Annotated in this window: 16 protein-coding genes; 8 read left to right on the top strand and 8 right to left on the bottom strand. The window is 50.5% G+C overall.

The window, feature by feature from the left end; genetic code table 11:
• Positions 1–5 precede the first annotated feature (5 nt).
• A complete protein-coding gene (locus tag P1U47_RS03315) occupies positions 6–2426 on the bottom strand; it encodes an MMPL family transporter (RefSeq protein WP_301027142.1) in 2421 nt (806 codons plus the stop codon).
• A 168-nt stretch (positions 2427–2594) separates the two neighbouring features.
• On the opposite strand from P1U47_RS03315, the gene P1U47_RS03310 reads away from it, so the two are divergent.
• The 3 genes from P1U47_RS03310 to P1U47_RS03300 all read left to right on the top strand — a co-directional run bounded on the left by P1U47_RS03310 (position 2595) and on the right by P1U47_RS03300 (position 6007).
• Entirely contained in the window at positions 2595–3419 is an 825-nt protein-coding gene (locus P1U47_RS03310; RefSeq protein WP_301027141.1) for an outer membrane lipoprotein-sorting protein, read from the top strand.
• 10 nt (positions 3420–3429) lie between these two features.
• On the top strand, positions 3430–4641 hold the full coding sequence (locus tag P1U47_RS03305) for a hypothetical protein (protein ID WP_301027140.1): 1212 nt from the start codon (positions 3430–3432) through the stop codon (positions 4639–4641).
• Between the two features lie 277 nt (positions 4642–4918).
• The gene (locus P1U47_RS03300; protein ID WP_301027138.1) at positions 4919–6007 is read left to right on the top strand and encodes a diguanylate cyclase; all 1089 of its coding nucleotides are present in this window, start codon (positions 4919–4921) and stop codon (positions 6005–6007) included.
• A 15-nt stretch (positions 6008–6022) separates the two neighbouring features.
• Here P1U47_RS03300 and P1U47_RS03295 read toward each other — a convergent pair whose 3' ends face one another.
• Positions 6023–6787, bottom strand: coding sequence for a DUF1223 domain-containing protein (locus P1U47_RS03295; RefSeq protein WP_301027136.1), 765 nt, complete (start codon positions 6785–6787; stop codon positions 6023–6025).
• A gap of 116 nt (positions 6788–6903) precedes the next feature.
• The gene (locus tag P1U47_RS03290) at positions 6904–7374 is read right to left on the bottom strand and encodes a Dps family protein (protein WP_301027135.1); all 471 of its coding nucleotides are present in this window, start codon (positions 7372–7374) and stop codon (positions 6904–6906) included.
• Positions 7375–7547: 173 nt separating this feature from the next.
• Between P1U47_RS03290 and P1U47_RS03285 the strand changes: the two genes are divergently transcribed.
• Positions 7548–7871 (top strand): hypothetical protein, encoded by a 324-nt coding sequence (locus P1U47_RS03285; RefSeq protein ID WP_301027134.1) that lies wholly within the window; start codon positions 7548–7550, stop codon positions 7869–7871.
• Positions 7872–7958: 87 nt separating this feature from the next.
• On the opposite strand, the gene P1U47_RS03280 is transcribed toward P1U47_RS03285, so the two are convergent.
• Positions 7959–9257, bottom strand: a complete 1299-nt coding sequence (locus P1U47_RS03280) for an acetyl-CoA C-acetyltransferase (RefSeq protein ID WP_301027133.1) — start codon at positions 9255–9257, stop codon at positions 7959–7961.
• A gap of 267 nt (positions 9258–9524) precedes the next feature.
• On the opposite strand from P1U47_RS03280, the gene P1U47_RS03275 reads away from it, so the two are divergent.
• Positions 9525–10907 (top strand): 3-oxoacyl-ACP reductase, encoded by a 1383-nt coding sequence (locus P1U47_RS03275; RefSeq protein WP_301027132.1) that lies wholly within the window; start codon positions 9525–9527, stop codon positions 10905–10907.
• Positions 10908–11160: 253 nt separating this feature from the next.
• Here the strand turns inward: P1U47_RS03275 and P1U47_RS03270 are convergent, their stop codons facing one another.
• The 3 genes from P1U47_RS03270 to P1U47_RS03260 form a co-directional block, all read right to left on the bottom strand.
• Positions 11161–12837, bottom strand: a complete 1677-nt coding sequence (locus tag P1U47_RS03270) for a ShlB/FhaC/HecB family hemolysin secretion/activation protein (protein ID WP_301027131.1) — start codon at positions 12835–12837, stop codon at positions 11161–11163.
• Positions 12838–12964: 127 nt separating this feature from the next.
• Complete coding sequence (locus P1U47_RS03265) at positions 12965–14653, bottom strand: OmpA family protein (RefSeq protein WP_301027130.1); 1689 nt, start codon at positions 14651–14653, stop codon at positions 12965–12967.
• 230 nt (positions 14654–14883) lie between these two features.
• Positions 14884–15180 (bottom strand): hypothetical protein, encoded by a 297-nt coding sequence (locus P1U47_RS03260; protein WP_301027129.1) that lies wholly within the window; start codon positions 15178–15180, stop codon positions 14884–14886.
• Between the two features lie 14 nt (positions 15181–15194).
• On the opposite strand from P1U47_RS03260, the gene P1U47_RS03255 reads away from it, so the two are divergent.
• Together P1U47_RS03255 and P1U47_RS03250 are read left to right on the top strand one after the other, a co-directional pair.
• On the top strand, positions 15195–15557 hold the full coding sequence (locus tag P1U47_RS03255) for a DUF3703 domain-containing protein (RefSeq protein WP_301027128.1): 363 nt from the start codon (positions 15195–15197) through the stop codon (positions 15555–15557).
• A gap of 28 nt (positions 15558–15585) precedes the next feature.
• Positions 15586–15939, top strand: a complete 354-nt coding sequence (locus P1U47_RS03250) for a hypothetical protein (protein ID WP_301027127.1) — start codon at positions 15586–15588, stop codon at positions 15937–15939.
• 33 nt (positions 15940–15972) lie between these two features.
• Here the strand turns inward: P1U47_RS03250 and P1U47_RS03245 are convergent, their stop codons facing one another.
• Positions 15973–17040, bottom strand: coding sequence for a hypothetical protein (locus P1U47_RS03245; RefSeq protein ID WP_301027126.1), 1068 nt, complete (start codon positions 17038–17040; stop codon positions 15973–15975).
• 131 nt (positions 17041–17171) lie between these two features.
• Between P1U47_RS03245 and P1U47_RS03240 the strand changes: the two genes are divergently transcribed.
• Complete coding sequence (locus P1U47_RS03240; protein WP_301027125.1) at positions 17172–18371, top strand: hypothetical protein; 1200 nt, start codon at positions 17172–17174, stop codon at positions 18369–18371.
• The last annotated feature ends 11 nt before the right edge of the window (positions 18372–18382 follow it).

Genomic DNA, 18382 nt, shown 5'->3' with positions numbered 1-18382 from the left:
TGCGATCAAACCGTGTTCTTAGGCTCAAATTCCGGACCAAAGGGTTTGGTGATTAATAATAACGCAGGCATAAATAGCATATCAGCCAATAGTGCCACGCTAATTGCCACGCACAGCAATACTCCAAAGCTAGAGATAATCGCCATATTCGACAGCAAATAGCAGGAAAACGCGCCGATCAGTATTACCGTAGTAATCACTAGCGCAGGGCCTACATCACGCATAGCGTCTTCAAGCGCACGGCGGTAATTGCCAGTTTGTAAAAAGCAGCGCCGAAATCGAATCACCAAATGCAAGGTGTCGTCCACGGCAATACCAATGGCAATGGTCGCTAACAATAGTTTCATATAGTCGAGGTGAATACCCAGCCAACCCATTACCCCCAACACCACAATTACCGGCGCCAAATTGGGGATCATCGCCAACATACCCACTTTTACCGAACCAAAGGCCACACACAAAAAGCCAGCAACCATAATAAATATAAGGCTATAACCATAGAGCTGAGTCTCGGCAATGTACTCACCCATTTTCACCCACATTAGGCCAATACCCGTTTTACGCACTTGGGCGTTAGGCAATGGGTTTGCCGCGATATAGTCATCGATGGTTTTTAGCAGTTCGGTAATTGCCGCCGAGCCGGTCATTTCTACCCGCAGTTCCATCACTGTGCGGCTATAATCCTGGGACACAAACTCCTGCAACTCTTCGCCACCGGAAATTTCGTAAACCAAGAAATATTGCGCGATTAAATCCCGCGCGTCCGGCAGTCGATACCAAGCGGGGTCGTCGCCGTGAAAACTGCGATTGAGGTCTTTTTGTATATCCACTACCGAGTAAGCTTTTTTAACCAGCGGCTGCGACTCGGCAAAGTTTTGCACACTTTCAATGGCCTTTAATAAATCGGGGCGTTTAACACCTTCGGCGTCATTGGTGTCGATGATATAAGTCACATTTAGAATGCCGCCCATGACACTTTCGGCCAGTTCAGTATCTTGGCGCCACTCAACGTGGGGCTTAAAGTCTTCTAAGAAATTAAAATCTACTTTGATCTGAGCCAAACCAATAAACGATACCAGTAGCACCGCCCCGCCCAGTGCTAGCAACGTCATTGGCCGCTTGAGGTTGACCGCAATGCAGGCCTCCACGGCGCGCAAAATCACTGGCAATACCGTGGCTTTTACTTGCTCAGGCCTTGCCTTTACGTTGCTTGGCTTGCCAAAAGATAAAACCACTACGAGCAAGGTCATAGACAATAAAAAGGTGAAAATCACCCCAGATGCCGCATATAAAGCCATCTCGCTCAAGCCCTTGAGCTGCGACACCGTCATCACCAAAAAGCCAACGGCGGTGGTAATTGAGGCTAGCAAGCAAGCGCCCCCCACCTTAGCTATAGCGGCCTTGACCGAGGCCTTGCGATCGCCGGTTTCGCCGTAGGCGCGCTGAAACTCCAATAAAATATGCACTGCTTGCGCCACACCAACCGCGCAAATTAAGGTGGGCACAATGCCAAAGAACAAACCCAGCACCCAGCCAAAGGCGCCCATCATGCCCATTACCATCACAATACTGAGCAATACCACCGCGAGCGGGCCGAGCAAAGCAATAACGCTTGCCCTAAACAGAATGGCAGAGAGAATGGCTAATATCACCAAGGTCACTGCGGTGCCAATGGCGGCGTCTTCCATAAACACATGGTTATAGGCCGAGTTCATTGGCACGTCGCCGGTCACAAAAAAGTCGATACCGGCGTACTCTGGCCTTGCCAGTATTTCGCGTATTTTATTGTCGCTGACCTGGGGGTAGAGGTTCTCTAACTGGTTACCCAATTCCTCGTCGTAAATAATCTTTTCTAGCGGGTCAACGCTGCTGCGTTCCATTTCTAAAATAATCGCGGCGTAGTCCGCCTTGGCGTTAATCAGGTAATTAACATACAGGGGGCGATTTAAGACCTCTTTGCGCAGTTCCAGCAGTTCAGCCTGACTCTGAGGAAAATCCAACATCAGCTCATCAACGCTAATCGAATCGCCGTCGGCGCGAATAAACTCCACCGTCGGCAGGCTAATCACATCACGTACATAGGGAACCTCGTCAGTGAAGGCCTGACTGAGCTGGGCAATTTGGCGCATGGCATCAATATTAAAAGGCCCGTGAGCACGCTCTGGCACCTTATAGACTATATAAGTGACTTCGTCCGACAAGAACTCATCTAAATATTCAGTGTAAGCAATATAAGCCGGATCACTTTTATCAAAATAAGCATCAAGGCTATTGTCGCTCTTCACCATGCTAGCGAAGAACAAACCCGCACTCAAAAACAGCAGGGACAACAGTAAAACGATCGCGCGATGATTAACCGCCCATTCGGCTAAATGGCCAAATAGCTGATCCACTTTGTCGACAAATTTATTACCCTGAATAGCCATACTCGGCAGCAACTCCCCTGTTTATTATTATCGCCTGCGGTGAGTCCAGCGAAGGCCACTGCGCGCACAAACTAAGCAAATTTGATTTATGGCCCGATTATGCTTTAAGTTCACCCGTCCCTACAAATGTATAATTGCTAACCCCCCTGTCGCTCCGGAGCTTGCCACGTGACCATAATAAAACCGCTAGCACTTAGTATTAGTCTTGCTTTTAGCCTATTACTGCCACTTCCCAGTACAGCACAAGAGACATCATCTGCGGCCACTCAACAGCTTTCTCCACAAGCCAAAGGCCTCACCATTGCCAAAGAGATGAAAGCCCGCGACCGCGGCTGGCAAGACAGCAGCGCCGACATGGAAATGGTATTGCACAGTGGCAAGCGCGAAAGCCGCCGCGAGATGCGCATACTCGCCTTGGAAGTTGCCGATGACGGCGATAAATCTATGACCATCTTCGACAGCCCCAACGACGTTAAGGGCACAGCATTCCTCAGCTTCACCCACACCAATGCCATGGATGACCAATGGTTGTACTTGCCCGCGCTTAAGCGAGTTAAGCGCATCTCGTCCAAAAATAAGTCCGGACCGTTTATGGGCAGCGAATTTGCCTACGAAGATCTGAACTCCTTTGAAGTAGAACAATACGACTACCGCTGGCTGCGCGATGAAACTGTGGACGGTCAAGACTGCTTTGTTATTGAATCCACTCCACGCGACCAGTACTCCGGCTACCGCAAACAAGTAGCTTGGGTAGATAAGACCCACTATCGCGTCCTTAAAATTGATTTCTACGATCGCAAGGACACCCTGCTTAAAACCCTCACCCTGTCGGACTATAAATTACATCTCGATAAATTCTGGCGCCCCACCACTCAGAGCATGGTTAATCACAAAAACCAGCGGCGCACCGAGGTATTTTTGCGCAACTACCAGTTTGGCACGGGTCTCGACGAGAGCGACTTTACCGAAAACAGTCTGAAACGGGCGCGCTAAGGGCGGGTTTATGAAGTATTGCCTCACTACCTTACAAGGTCTTAGCTTAGCCACAATCACGCTGCTGCCCTTATGCGCACACAGCGAGTTACTCGGCTATATCGGCATACAGGGCCGCACTTACCCGATGTCGGCCGCCGAGCAGGCGCAAGGTTCCGAAACCCTCTCCGCGGTGATTGCACCCGAGTGGTTTAGACAGTGGAATGACGGCGACGACAGTTTTAATATCAAGGCCTTTTACCGCTACGACTCCCTAGACGAGGAGCGCAGCCACGGCGATCTGCGGGAATTTTACTGGCAGCACGTCGGCGCCGACTGGGAGCTGAGCGTGGGTATTAACACCGTATTCTGGGGCGTTACCGAGTCCCAGCAATTAGTCGACATTATTAATCAAACTGATTTTGTCGAGTCCGCCGACGGCGAAGACAAGCTCGGCCAGCCCATGATTCACTTCGCCAGTATTAAAGGCTGGGGCGTGATCGATGTTTTTATACTGCCCCAGTTTCGGCCCCGGCAGTTTGCGGGCGAAGCGGGCCGCCTGCGCTCTACCCCCGCCACTGTCAATAACCAAGAATTTTACCAAAGTAGCAAAAAAGAAAATCATATCGACTACGCCCTGCGCTGGAGTCATTATTTAGGCGACTGGAATTTGGGCTTATCTTGGTTTCAAGGCACCTCGCGGGAACCCCTCTACCAAGCAATAAGCCATAACGGTGGCATTGCCCTAGCGGCCTATTACCCGCTAATTGAACAAAGCGGCATCGATGCCCAATACATCAGCGGCAATTGGTTGTGGAAGCTAGAAGCCATTCATCGCCGTGGTATTGGTCACTCTCCGGCCGAAGATCTTAGCGCCAGTACCGCCGGTTTTGAATATACCTTCACCGGCATTAATCGCCGCTTCTGGGATTTAGGCCTGCTACTGGAATATTCTTGGGACAGCCGCAGCACGGCGCAGGCGGGGATTTTCCAAAATGATCTGTTCACCGGCGGCCGCCTCAGTTTGAATGACATTGCCTCCAGTGAAATTTTATTTGGCCTGAGCCAAGATCTCGACGACGCTCAAAGCCGTTCAGCGGTCATCGAAGCCAGCACCCGTATTGGCGACACCGTGCGCCTAGTTGGCGAGCTATATCACTTTCACAGCACACGTAGCGATGACCCACTGTATATGATTCGCCGCGACAGCTATCTTGAATTAGGCTTGGAGTTTTATTTCTAGGGCGGTTACTACTCGCAAATACACACCCTCGCCCAAAGCAACGCCGCTCACAATCTAAAACCATGCCTTGCATACTTTATGGTTTTCCAGCAATGCGGTAGCGAGCAGCGCCATTATTGACTATGATGACAATTCACTACATTACACGGGAGGTATTTGGTGTAGTGAGTAATGGAGCGTGCATTCCATTGCACAAAAATAATGATTTCCAACATCGAGACGGACCCCGACGCATAGAATCCGCAGCTTATTTAAAACCCACCTCATCGAACCGTGGTTGCCCAACGCAAGCGGAATAAGCGACTATAAATTACATCGAAACCGCTTTGTTGTAAGAGTGCTGTGGGCAACGCTGTTTTACATTACAACAGTAGTACTTGCCAGTCAGTTTTGGGAACATATCGAAATAGAAAGCCGCAATTTATTAAGCGAATTTTCATTATTCGCCATCGGCGGCATTATCGTTTCATTATTTACAATTCGTCTCGCTAACCGCTTGTTTTTGGCTGTAAATATTTTCATCACCACACTCAGTTGCGGGCTACTCTATGTTGTCCTAAACACCGGCGGCATTTATTCGCCTATAACGCCCTGTATCGTTATTATTCCCGCCTTGGCTACCCTTAGCATTGGCGCCGTAGCGGGAGTTATTTGGAGTGCCATTGTATTTATTGCAAGCCTGTGCCTCTATTTAGCGGCGCAAAAAGGTGTTGTTGTAATGAATGTAGTAGCGCCACAAACTCAAATTCTGGCCGAGTTTGTCGGCATCTTCACCGCCACGGCATTTACTATTTTTATTACGGTGCACTACGATCTATCAACCCGAAAACTGCGCAAACTCGTGGACGCTGAGCACCGCAATGTTGTGCATTTAGCACACCACGACAGCCTCACAGATTTAGCCAATCGTCGTCATTTTATTAAAGAGATCGAGCGCGCAATATTTAACGCCAAACTTAACGACAGCGTCTTCTGCGTTTTGTATTTTGATTTAAACGATTTTAAAAAAATTAATGACACCCTTGGCCATCACTGCGGCGATATTATTTTAGTGAAATTTGGCAGGCGTTTACGCAGCCAAAGTCGCGGCAGCGACATTGTCGCTCGCCTTGGCGGTGACGAGTTTTGCATGCTATTACCAGGCCTAGGCGACAGTGAAATAATACAGAAGAAAATATATTCATATTCCAAGGCCTTGGCCGAGCCAATACAATTAGAAAATCTCTCTTATCAAATCTCCGTTAGCATCGGCTATGCGGTCTATCCTAGACACGGCGAAGATTACGAATCATTGCTCAAAGTCGCAGACCAAAGAATGTACGAAGTGAAACGGGGAAACACGGGCAAAATCCCAAGTGCGGTGTGAGCCTAAGCAAGTACATCACTCTAAAATCCCCGCTACCGCCTGCACGATTGCCGGCGAATTTCCCGCAGACACCCACACCACCAAAACACTCTGCTGCTGTCCCCGCTCAGGGATACTGGGCGGCTTAAACCGCGCACTGTAACTATCAGAAATATCGCCTGCAAGCGGCTGCCGCTCCAGGCTCAACACCACAAAGTCGTGGGCCAAGGTTCTACCACTATTTTCACCGCGCTGTACTTGTGTTGTTAAGCCCATACCCAATATCGCAATATTTGCCCATAGCGACTTATCTGCTAACACCTGAGGCTTAAAATCCACCGCAATGAAATCGTCTGGGCTTTCCCATAGCGCCGTTAGCACGCCTGCGTCTCGGTTTGGATTCACAAGCTGCGCCGCCGACGGCTTACTGCCGCGTTTAAACCACCCCCGCCATTCTGCGTTGTTCACCACAAAACCTGGGGTATACACCTGCGACAACACAGCATGAGCCTGCATTTGCCGCTGGCGAGTAGAGTAAGCCGCTGCGGAAAAGCGATCTCGCCAACCCAGCTGATTCCAGTAATCCACATGAAAAGCCATGGGAATAAAGCGCGTAAATAATTGGGGATCGTATTTAAGGGAAGACAACCACACATCGGCTGGCGGACAACTGCTACACCCCTCAGAGGTGTATAGCTCAATAGTTGCCGTTGCCATTGTAGCGCTGCGCAGCTCTAGAGATTGCGCATTGGCAGTTGCCAGCACGCATAACAGCGTTGCCACTGCACCTCGCATGTTCATTGCACATACTCCACGTTGCGAACAGAGCACAAGGCCGCCGAGCAGTGGCCGACCTTGGATATGCAATTAAGACGAGGCGCGCTAGGCCTTGTTACAAAGAAAAATACAAAACCAACTTATTTATTAATGGCACGCAGCATCCACGCGGTTTTCTCGTGTATGCGCATGCGGTCAGACACCAGCGAGGCGGTAGACTCATCATCGCCCTGCTGCGCCACTTTTAAGGCCGCGCGGCAGCTTTTTACAACTTGCTCGTGGCCACGGGTAAGGATGTCGACCATGTCCTCGGCAGAGGGCACACCGTCAATCTCTTCAATCGAACTTAAACGCGCAAACTCCTTGTAGGTACCCGGCGCAGCAACGTCAAGCGTACGAATGCGCTCGGCAATATCATCAACCGCCACCGCCAATTCAGTGTAATGCTCTTCAAACATCAAATGCAGATCGCGAAAACGCGGGCCGGTCACATTCCAATGAAAGTTGTGAGTTTGTAGGTACAAGGTGTAAGAATCAGCAAGCAAAGCTTTTAAGCCACCCGCGATCTCTTCACGGTTTGCTTCGCTAATACCAATATCAATGTTTTCCATGACATACTCCTGTGAATTTCTAAGTCTTGATGCCAGACTAGCAAAAGCCTATCCATATCTAAAATTTTTAATTACGATAGATACGATAGCTGTTTACTATGATGACTTTTTGGACTCAGGGTTCCCTTGCCGTACCTGATACCTCTTAACCACGCACAACAATGGACCGACCGATGCCATCAACTATTTACCTACGCGCTGTGAAACTAAGCTTATTATTGCTGTTGGCGGGGGGCTTACTCAGCGCCTGCGCAAGCTCTAAGCCGGCACCCGATGCTGCCGTTGTCGAGGGTTTTAAAACCTGCGAAGCGCCTCGCCCAGAGATGTGTACCAGAGAATACAAGCCCGTCTGCGGCCATGTTGACACCGGCATTCGCTGCGTAACAACGCCCTGCCCGTCAAAGCGCCACCAAACCTACGGCAATGCCTGTAGCGCCTGTGCAGACGAAAAAGTAATGGGCTTTGAGCTAGGCGATTGTGCTAGCTACGGAAAATAATGCACTGCAGAAAAACAAAAAGGCCAGCTTCCTTAAGCTGGCCTTTTATTTAAAACGCGAAAGCCTCCCCAAAGAGGCGCAGCGAACTTAACGCTCAATAATCGCCGTTACGCCCTGACCGCCTGCCGCGCAGATCGAAATCAAGCCGCGACCGCTGCCCTTCTCTTCAAGCATTTTTGCCAAGGTCGCTACAATACGACCGCCTGTAGCCGCAAAGGGATGACCCGCCGCCAATGAACTGCCGTTCACATTCAGTTTGCTGCGATCAATACTACCCAGTGCTTTATCTAGTCCCAACTTGTCTTTACAGAACGACTCATCTTCCCATGCCTTCATTGTTGCCAAGACCTGAGCGGCAAAGGCTTCGTGAATTTCGTAATAGTCAAAATCCTGCAAGCTCAAGCCCGCTTTAGCCAGCATCCGTGGCACAGCGTAGGCTGGAGCCAGAAGTAATCCTTCTTTCTCAGAGGCGCCATCTTTACCGAAAAAGTCCACCGCTGCGGTTTCGACAAAGCTCAAATATGCGCGAACTGGCAAGTTATGTTCAGCAGCCCACTCTTCACTGGCCAATAACACCACGGAAGCACCGTCGGTTAGGGTAGATGAGTTACCAGCCGTTAACGTGCCCTGCCCGCTTTCTTTGTCAAAAGCTGGCTTTAAGCCGGCTAACTTTTCTGCGGTGGTATCGGGACGCAGAATATTGTCTTTGTTCACGCCATTGAACGGCGTAATTAAGTCGCTGAAAAAGCCGCGATCGTAAGCTGCCGCTAAGTTCTGGTGACTTGCCGCCGCCAACTCGTCTTGCTGGTCGCGGGGAATTTGCCACGCTTTGGCGGTAATTTCGGTGTGACCGCCCATCGACATGCGGGTGCGCGGCTCAGCATTGGCGGGAATCAACACGCCCACGTCTTTAGCGCGCAGCTGCAGGAAGGGCTTAACGCGTTCGCCAAACGAGCGCGCCTTGTTGACTTGCAGTAAAATTTTACGCAGACCTTCGCTCACACCAATCGGCGCATCAGAGGTGGTATCAACGCCACCGGCAATACCGGCATCAATCTGACCGAGGGCGATTTTGTTGGCCACCAAATTAATGGCCTGCAAGCCAGTGCCACAGGCTTGCTGAATATCAAAACACGGGGTATTGGCGTGCAGCGAGGTGCCCAATACCGATTCTCGCGTTAGGTTAAAGTCGCGGCTGTGCTTCATCACCGCACCGGCGGCCACTTCGCCCAAACACTCGCCCTGCAAATTATAGCGCTGCACCAAGCCTTCTATGGCCGCAGTGAGCATTGTCTGATTGCTGACGCCAAAATACGCAGTGTTGGAGCGAGTAAAGGGAATACGGTTACCGCCAATAATTGCAACGCGCTTAATAGCCTGTGTCATATCTGGACCTCAGTATTAAAAATAAGGATATTGAGTAAAGCCTAAAGTGCGCGCAGTGTAACAAGCCTGAATTCCCCAGCATTGGCTGAAGCGACGGCCAGCAGGCGCGCCACTGTCAATCATGTTAGCTTATAGAGTCGTTACAATGCCCAACACAACGCAGTTATCAAGAAATTGTCGGGCCAACATTAGCAAAAAATACCCCTGAGCCTAGGCAATGTAAACTGAATTCAGACAATAGCCCCATAGGGCTGCGGAGCACACAGCATGAGCGACAAAATCGAAAATTTGATCAATTCCAGCGTCGGCAAAAAAATCATGGGCGCGCTCGGCGTAACCGTACCCACCGAATTATTGCGCTACCACGCCGAGCAAAATAACTTTTTCTCGGGCGCCCTGCTGTTCGGTGCGGGCAACAACGCGCAGTTAGTTGATGCCACCCTGCGCAATCTTAACGACAGCGACGCCAGCCTCGCGCTAACCACTGAGTGCGCCGCCCAAGCCAGCAAGGCCCCAGAAACGGTGGTCGCTGAGCGCTACCAGGCACTGGTTTTTGACGGCAGTGGCTTTACCGACGGACTGCAATTAATTCAAGCCTACCGCTTCTTCAACGCCAATATTCGCAAATTACGCCCCAGCGGCCGCATTGTTATTCTGGGCCGGCCGCACATGGAGTGCGCCACCCCCGAAGCGGCCGCTGCCCAGCGCGCCTTAGAGGGCCTGAGCCGCTCACTGGCCAAAGAAGTTGGTAGCAAGGGCGCAACCGCCCAGCTGATTACCGTCGCCGAAGGCGCCGAAGCCAACCTAGACAGCAGCCTGCGCTTTGTGCTGTCGCCCAAGTCTGCCTACATTAGTGGCCAAGTTATAAAAGTGCGCAGCGCCGCAGTAAACGAAACCGCCGATTGGCACAAACCTTTGGCAGGCAAAATCGCCCTCGTTACTGGTGCCTCGCGGGGCATTGGCGAAGCCATTGCCGAAACCCTTGCCCGTGACGGCGCCACCGTTGTTGGTGTCGATGTAGTGCAAATGGAAAAAGAACTCGCATTGGTCATGACTCGCCTTAAAGGCCAGCCAGTTATTGCCGACATTACCAGCAGCGATGCCCCCGCAAAAATCGCCGCAGCCCTTAAAGCTTTGGGCGGCGCCGACATTGTAGTTCACAACGCCGGTGTAACCCGCGACAAAACCATTGCCAATATGTCTGAGCAGTTCTGGCAGATGACTTTAGACATCAACCTCGCCGCTGCCCAGCGCATTACCAGCGAGCTGCTCAGCAGCGGCGCGCTTAACGATGGCGGCAGCATCATTGGTGTTTCTTCTATGAACGGCATCGGCGGCCAGCGCGGCCAAACCAACTACGCGGCATCTAAAGCCGGTGTTATTGGCTATGTCGACTTTATGGCCAAATCAGAAGAGCTGGCGGCGCGCAACATTACTGTTAACGCCGTGGCGCCTGGCTTTATTGAAACCGCCATGACCGCGGCCATTCCCCTGTTCACCCGCATGTTTGGCCGCCGTTTAAACTCGCTATCCCAAGGCGGCCTACCGGTAGATGTAGCTGAAACAATCGCCTTCTTCGGCAATCCGGCTTCACGCGGTGTTAGCGGTAATACTGTGCGTGTTTGCGGCCAATCCTGGTTTGGTGCGTAAGCGTTAGTTTAGCCCCAAAAACCAAAAAACCCCGCAGCTAATAGTAGCTGCGGGGTTCAATTAAGGCGGGGAAAATTATGCTAAGCCCGCTGCAACAAGTCTAGAAACGCGGTCTATGTGACGCACTCAAACTCAATCGTAGCATCCGTATATAAACCGTAAGCTTAAAGGCCACTTTGGGTACTGAGCGAATCACAACACTTCCCAACATTGCGCGCTAATCACGCCCTGCAGGGAAGCTGCCTCCCTTTGGTCAGAAGACTTTTTTGAGTACTACGTAGAAATCGGTTTCTAGGCGCTCGATCTCGTCGTTAACGTCGAAACCATCGTCAGCAATATTACGTGCCGCGACCGCATCCAGAGTAAGCCCCCAGCCGAAGTCTGCGCTTACACGCACACCGGCGTCGGCAATACTGCGCTCGTCACCCGCTGCACCCGAAACATTTTCATACCACGCTGCGCCGTATTCGGTGAATATTGAGCCAGTGATCTTCACGCCTGAAAAGTCAATTTGATGCTCATAGTTAGCAATACCAAAATAACCGCTGTCACCTGCCAATACACCAGGCAGATACGCGCTGATCGAACTCATGCCACCCAGTACCCACTGCTGCTGCTGAGGTACTTGCTCATCCGAATATTGGGCTAACACATTAATGTTAAATGAGCCCGCATCGCTCACGGGGAGCTTGAGAGATAATTTCGGTTTCAGGGTAATAAATTCAGCGGTGCGCGCTGCTGGCGAAATCTGTGCTGACAGGGCCGCAGCGGGATTAGCCGCTATAAAGTCGTCATATGTACCTAAGGTGCCATCATCGCCAGTCACGCCGCCTTTTACCGACAACTGCGCCGACCAACGTAACAAGCGCTGATTACTGATGGCGTGTGCGGCGAAGTACTTTACGCCTAACTCTAGTGTGGCGTATTTTTCATCTTGTATGGGGTCAAAGCCATCGACGTCAATTTGCGAATCAACATAATCCAAACGTTCAAACAGATTAAAGCGATAATCAAGGTCGCTAGCGAGCACTTGTTCACCGCTTAAGCCGACAACATTTATGTCCGCCTCTAAATCGACACTAGCACTTGCGGACGCAGCCGGCGTACACAAGCCCAGTGCCCCCAATACCTGACACAAGCCTTGGGACCCAGCGTCACCAGCGTTACTGCCAAGGTTCTGCGCGTATTCAACATGACTTGCTGTTACGCCGTACAATCCCGACGCAAAGGGTTTATCCAAGCCTATTTGTATGCGGTGATAATCTTCGCCTCCGCGAGATTCACCCCACTCGGTAAACGCCGTCTCATACCCAATAGACCCTTTAGCGCCACCGCTAAAGTTGTGGTTAAGTGCGATGTCACCAAAGTAGCGACCTACATAACGACTGCCCTGATTACCAAGCTGCAGGATTAGGTCAGTGGCGTCGTGATCTTCAACCGGCTGCGGATTAAGTACGAGGGTGACGCCTTCGCCGTCGTTATCAACACGAAAAGAACTGGTGTAGTTCACACCAACTCGCTCGCTTTTAACATTGGCCATTACGCGCGCGCGATCAAATTCACTGCGGGTTAAATCAACGTCGCCGACAATCGAGTCGAAGTAGCCAGCAATGCCTTCACCCTCAACACGGCTCACTCGCTTCTGAACGGCGTGCACATAAACCACTTTACCGTCTGGCACGTAAACCATACTGACTAAATAGTGGCCTTTTAACGCGACTTGCGCATTCATCAAAATAATGGCCTGCGACGTTGTTTTGGCCGCAGCCATCACTCGGTCTAACTCATCGTTACTCAAATAGTGTTGGCCGCTAATATTCAGCTGGTAGCCATTCACATTACCCACGTATGGCGCGCCCGATGAATAGGATTGAATTTCTTGCAGTGTTACTAACTGTGGCGGAAGCGCCGGAGGAAGATCAATAGCCATAGTGCCCATCCCTTAATAATCAATATTCAGTTTATGCAAGCCGATGCCGATCTGTCTGATGTGCATCAACTCGCAAATATCATTTAGTACAGCGCGACTTAGCGCTCCTTACAATTCTGTGGTTTTATTAATCTTGTTCGTTATTTTGCTTTGCTACCGCAAAATCTTCCGGTGAGAGAATGTTCAGTTCAACTCGGCGGTTTTCTGCACGTCCAATTGGATTGTCGCTGCCGTCCTCGTAGGTGTTTGGGGCTATCGGCATACTTTCGCCAGCACCACGGTACACTAAGCGATCTCCGTCGATACCTGAATTAACAAGGTACAAGTAAACTGTGCGTGCACGGCGATAAGACAGGCGTTGATTGTAGTCATCGTCACCTTTTGAATCAGTGTGGCCATCGATGGACACCAAGGCCTCAGGTTGAGCATTTAGCACGCTTACCGCATGTTCCAATATCGGTGTAGAAACAGACGTCAGCACGTCTTTGTCAAATTCAAAATTGACGCCACGCAATACCAATGGCACACCTTCTTTAAGCACCTCTTCACCATCGGGTGGAATGCAGCCATCGAAATCAACCAAAGTGGCAGCAGGGGTATCTGCACACTGGTCATACTCGTTGCAAACGCCATCGCTATCACTATCGATACAGCCATCCATTTGTTTCAAAAATTCAGTGTTAGGGCAACCTGTTGCGCCGGAAGCAGTACAATCCGTCGCGCCACTGTTGTCTTCATTGCTAGGAGTATTAATCGCTGCAACCGTAATGGCACCGCCGGCGCCAGAGTTAGGCCCATTCAGCGCGGCAACACTGGTGAAGTCGGTATTACCTGAATTTGCGCCATTGATTGCCGCCACCGCTAGCGTACCGGTATTACCGGAATTATCGCCATTTAATGCCGCTACCGAACCAAAATCAGAGTTGCCCGAGTTATCGTCGTTTAGTGCGGCAATAGCCAGTGCATCAGCATTGGCAGAATTATTACCATTGAGCACACCCACCGCAGCAGAATCGCCATTGGCACTATTGTCACCATTTAAAACACCGGCGCCAACACTGCCACCGTTACCACTATCACTGCCGTTTAACACGGCAACGCCAAGCGTGTCGCTATTGCCACTATTGGCACCACCTAGCACAGAAACCCCGATAAGGTCACCGTTGCCAGCATTGTTTCCGCCAAGAACTGACAAGCCGATTAAGCCGCCATTTCCAGAGGCGCCATCTGTTAGCAGAGCAATACCCGCCAAACCATCAGCGCTTGCGTTGCCAGAATTGGGTTCACCCAAAATAGCCAAACCCAAGGGTTGGTCATTCAAACCTGGCAAGCCGCCCAATTCACTTACTTGTAAACTGCCATCACTAATCATTGCCGTCAGTTGGTCAATGCTATCGACAACGGTGAGGGTAACAGTGCCATCTGGACCCAGCAGCCCACGCAATTGAGTTGCCAATCCAGTGTCGTAGGTCAAGCCTAAGGCATCCAGCAATTGGCTCAAACCTAAAGCATCCAGAGGAATTGCTGTCGCGGTTCCCGTATTATTGCCGAATCCAAGCAACTCGCCTGACGCTAGCGTGGCGCCCAGATCATTTTCAGAATTCAATAAATCAGCACCAACAAAATCATTATCGCCGGTACCGTTGGGATCTAATACCGAAGCACTGATATCGCCCACTGGTTGCGTAACATTCTGCAATTGACCAGCACCAATTGACTCCAAAAAGTCAGTAATCGGATCAGCGGCTACGTGGCCGGCCTGTGACAAGATCAGCGAAAATGCCAAGCCTGTGAAAATTTTATGAGGTAGCACCATAGGGAATATCTCCATTGGCTATGCGGAAATCACCTGCAAAAGTATCGGTAGCGGGTAACGAATATGGTTAAGTAGATGCAACACTTCCCACAACAGCAGGTATTGCAAAATGCGGATCTGTCAGTGTGTCGAGCCAAAATTGGCCGGTAGACTATTAGACCAAATAATGCATGACGAAACAATTACAATCCCTGCGGAAAAATCACGCAGCAAACCACGCGAAACGAGACCTACATCACATTATAATCATTATGTGCAATATAGCCGATAGCCATCGCTGCAAAAAATACGATACAAACAAAACACAAAACAGTGCACAAAAAGAATCTTGGCAATATGGCAAGTTCGATTTGCTCGCCTAAGCAGGAAGCTATACTGCCTAAATATCGCGTCGTTAATTTTTTTGGCATATATTTAAAATCAACCCGTAATACAGAGCCCAACAAGGTTCTTTGTGCAAAAAAATCATCTAAGATTGGCAAGATATTATCGGCAGCGGCTACGATGGATACCCAAATGGCGTCCATTTGGAGGCATAAATATGACGAGTAATTTCACAAGAAATATTGCACCACATGTGCAGGCCGAGCTGGAATTGGCCGACAAATCCCGCGCCAGCGGTGATCCAGCTAACGAATTTCATCACCTAGAAAACGCCCATATTATTGGCCAAGAATCAACCTATTGGCACGTAAATGTACACTGGCAAATGCTGAAATGGGCCGTTAGAAACTGCGGTGGCAAAGAATTTCTTGGTCAAATTCTTCGCTTGGTTGGCGCGGCGGCATTAACCGCGTTTGGCCTGATACCTCAAGGCAATACTGGCGGCGCCAATGTCAGTCCCTTTAGCGTTATGCCAATTAAAGCTGAGCATCAAACTATCATTAGCAAAGCCAAACGCTAACGTTCATTTCAAGCAGCGGGCACCGGCAATGAAAGCTACAACCACAATAAAAACCAGAGCCTCGCTGAGTAATTGGTTCTCTAAAAACCTCGGTGACGCGATGCTAGCATCAGAGGCCATTGCGTCCCTCGAAAATTATTTTTTGACTCGATACACCGACGCCAAGCAGCCCAAAGATATGGCAATTTTTATGCGGCATGAATCAGAAGGGCGACTGCATTGCGAAGTAAAGGTCTACTTCTCCCCTGCCGCAGCAGATATTGCAAAAGAACTCAATGCTGAGCCATGCCAAAAACCCTACCCCAACGGCTTAAGCCTGCTCGCTGGTGCAGAAGAGGCTTGGCAAACACTCTTTCCCTCAGCCGAGCCGAGGCTGCCATAAAAATCGGTATTAACAACGCATTATTAACAATGCTTAAATCGGCTCTACTATTGAGCCAATATCTCCCGACTTTGCCAAGGTTAAAAACGCCTCACCCAGCTCTAGGCTCCGTTTCGCAGAATCCCACCACAGGCGTTTGCGCAGTGGGTCGTCGCCCTGCATACGCAGGAAATCGCGACGATCAGGAATGCGGCCTAATTCAGTGGAAGCCAAGAAGGATTCCGACGGGCTGATTAACACCACTTTATCAAGCAGGGCTTTAGGAGTTTTGCGCCAAAAAAAGTATTTATCAAACCAGCCAGAAGTAACTTCTGAGTAAAAATGTGGGTAGAGCACCAAGCCATCCCCCTGCCACACGTTACCTGGCACGGGGTGATAATCGAGCAAGCCGCCGTCGCGGTGCATACCCGCCGGCGCGCCAACAATGTCGCTCACGCCGTGCATCACCACCGGAATCGAGCCAGAGCCAGTTATCGCAGCACGTAAATTGTCGCGGTTTAACACAACTCTATGGCTCGTGTAGGCGTCGCGACCCGCTAGGGTGCCATCGGCTCTGGCGTCTGCAAATATCACCCGCTGCATGATCTTTGTGTGTATATTGCGGCCAAAGCCATTCAGCGCAAAGGCCATGGCCATTGCGTATTTTTGCCGAGTTACCGACGTACTCGCCAACCCGCCTTTGGCCAGTACACTACCGCAGTGATACCGAAACACCGGATGACTGAGGATTTCATCAAGCCCCGCTGCATCAACAACAGAGTCCAATAATTTTTGAGTTTCTCTATCGATAAGGTCAGCACTAAAGCCATTGGGGTAGGATTGTTCAATATAAGCGTGTGCCAATTCATCTAGCGCTTTGCCAGGATTCTGCCGGCACGCCCCCGCCAATTTAAAGGCGCCTACCGAGGTGCCAAACAGATTGATCGGCTGGGGAGCATCAACCAGCCACTCTGAAAATATAGCGCGGTCTAAACCGTATATTGCCAGCCATTTCGCAGCGCCAGAGGCACCGAACACCGCACTAATATCAGACGGGCTAAGCCCCTTGCTTCGAATATGCTCAAGTGCAGATTGTCCTGCTCGAATTCGTAGTAAACTCATTACACCCTATTAAAAATATGCCACCTGCTGATGCTTTCCATAATACACCACCCGACACTTATGCAGATAAGCACCGCAGGCTTGTATCATTACCGTACACTGTGCGCTCGCAAAAACTGGATGCCCTGACGTTGACTACTGCCGCTGTCCTACTTATTACAACTTTGGTATTAACCGCACTGATGCTGCCAGCTCTGCGCCGCGCTCGCGACTGGCGCGCCACGGTCACGCCCTTAGCCTCCATAATCGGCAGTGGTTTTTTGGTGGTTGCGCCGCTGCTCACCTCCAGCTTTGGCAACTATGCCGTGCTCGCGATGCTGCTTATTGTCATTACCGCCTACGGCTTAGGCGATGCAATGCGTTACAACATATTGCATGTTGAGCCCCTGCTAATAAAACAAACCCCACCACTTGGCCTAGCTCAACGCGAACAATTATCCCGAGTAGTGCTCGCTTTTGCCTATGTAGTATCGGTATCGTTTTATTTGCAGTTACTGGCTGCATTTGTGCTTGAAGCGCTACCGGCTAACGTCGTTTTATCGTCTAAATCGATTACCGGCGGTATTTTGTTGGTGATTGGTGTATTGGGTATTTGGCGCGGCTTGCAGATGCTTGAGTCGTTAGAAAAATATGCGGTCTCGGTCAAACTGGCAATTATAGCGGGGCTGTTGGCGGGGCTGTTAAGCTACGACCTATCGCTGCTAAGTAAGCCCGCGTTAGCCGCCTTTCCAAGCCTGCCAATATTCAATGGCGATAGCGTGCGCAGCCTGCTGGGCATGTTGATTATTGTGCAGGGCTTTGAAACCTCCCGCTATTTAGGGGATGAATACAGCGCCGCAACTCGCGTTAGCAGCATGCGCCGCGCGCAGCGACTATCCTCGCTAATCTATCTGCTATTCATTATTTTAATCTTGCCCGTGGCCGGACTCCAACAGGGTATTAGCGAGACCGCGATTATTCAATTTGGCGCACAAATCAGCTGGGTGCTGCCGCCGCTATTAATTATTGCGGCGTTAATGAGCCAATTCAGCGCAGCGGTGGCCGACACCATTGGCGGTGGCGGTTTATTCAGCGAGGCCACGCACAGCAAAATACCACCGCGCCGCGCCTATTTGCTGGTTACCGCACTCGCCCTTGCAATTACCCTACTCACTAATATTTTTGAGGTTATCAGCCTTGCCTCCCGCGCGTTTGCACTCTATTACCTATTGCAGTGCATAGACGCAGTGCTGATAGCACATCACCGCAAAGACCGGCGCCGTAGTGTTATTTACGGGTTGCTCGCGCTGATTATGCTAGCGGTTGCTCTATTTGGAATTCCAGCTGAATAAGCCAACGCAAT

The sequence above is a fragment of the Zhongshania sp. genome, assembly GCF_029212375.1.
Lineage (GTDB): Bacteria > Pseudomonadota > Gammaproteobacteria > Pseudomonadales > Spongiibacteraceae > Spongiibacter.
This window is presented reverse-complemented; position numbering and strand designations above follow the sequence as displayed.

What these genes read in the sequence shown, in the direction of transcription:
- P1U47_RS03265 (WP_301027130.1), bottom strand. Translation starts at nt 14,653, where the DNA reads ATGGTGCTACCTCATAAAATTTTCACAGGCTTGGCATTTTCGCTGATC.
- P1U47_RS03255 (WP_301027128.1), top strand. Translation starts at nt 15,195, where the DNA reads ATGACGAGTAATTTCACAAGAAATATTGCACCACATGTGCAGGCCGAG.
- P1U47_RS03290 (WP_301027135.1), bottom strand. Translation starts at nt 7,374, where the DNA reads ATGGAAAACATTGATATTGGTATTAGCGAAGCAAACCGTGAAGAGATC.
- P1U47_RS03275 (WP_301027132.1), top strand. Translation starts at nt 9,525, where the DNA reads ATGAGCGACAAAATCGAAAATTTGATCAATTCCAGCGTCGGCAAAAAA.
- P1U47_RS03305 (WP_301027140.1), top strand. Translation starts at nt 3,430, where the DNA reads ATGAAGTATTGCCTCACTACCTTACAAGGTCTTAGCTTAGCCACAATC.
- P1U47_RS03260 (WP_301027129.1), bottom strand. Translation starts at nt 15,180, where the DNA reads ATGGACGCCATTTGGGTATCCATCGTAGCCGCTGCCGATAATATCTTG.
- P1U47_RS03285 (WP_301027134.1), top strand. Translation starts at nt 7,548, where the DNA reads ATGCCATCAACTATTTACCTACGCGCTGTGAAACTAAGCTTATTATTG.
- P1U47_RS03270 (WP_301027131.1), bottom strand. Translation starts at nt 12,837, where the DNA reads ATGGCTATTGATCTTCCTCCGGCGCTTCCGCCACAGTTAGTAACACTG.
- P1U47_RS03315 (WP_301027142.1), bottom strand. Translation starts at nt 2,426, where the DNA reads ATGGCTATTCAGGGTAATAAATTTGTCGACAAAGTGGATCAGCTATTT.
- P1U47_RS03250 (WP_301027127.1), top strand. Translation starts at nt 15,586, where the DNA reads ATGAAAGCTACAACCACAATAAAAACCAGAGCCTCGCTGAGTAATTGG.
- P1U47_RS03245 (WP_301027126.1), bottom strand. Translation starts at nt 17,040, where the DNA reads ATGAGTTTACTACGAATTCGAGCAGGACAATCTGCACTTGAGCATATT.
- P1U47_RS03295 (WP_301027136.1), bottom strand. Translation starts at nt 6,787, where the DNA reads ATGAACATGCGAGGTGCAGTGGCAACGCTGTTATGCGTGCTGGCAACT.
- P1U47_RS03280 (WP_301027133.1), bottom strand. Translation starts at nt 9,257, where the DNA reads ATGACACAGGCTATTAAGCGCGTTGCAATTATTGGCGGTAACCGTATT.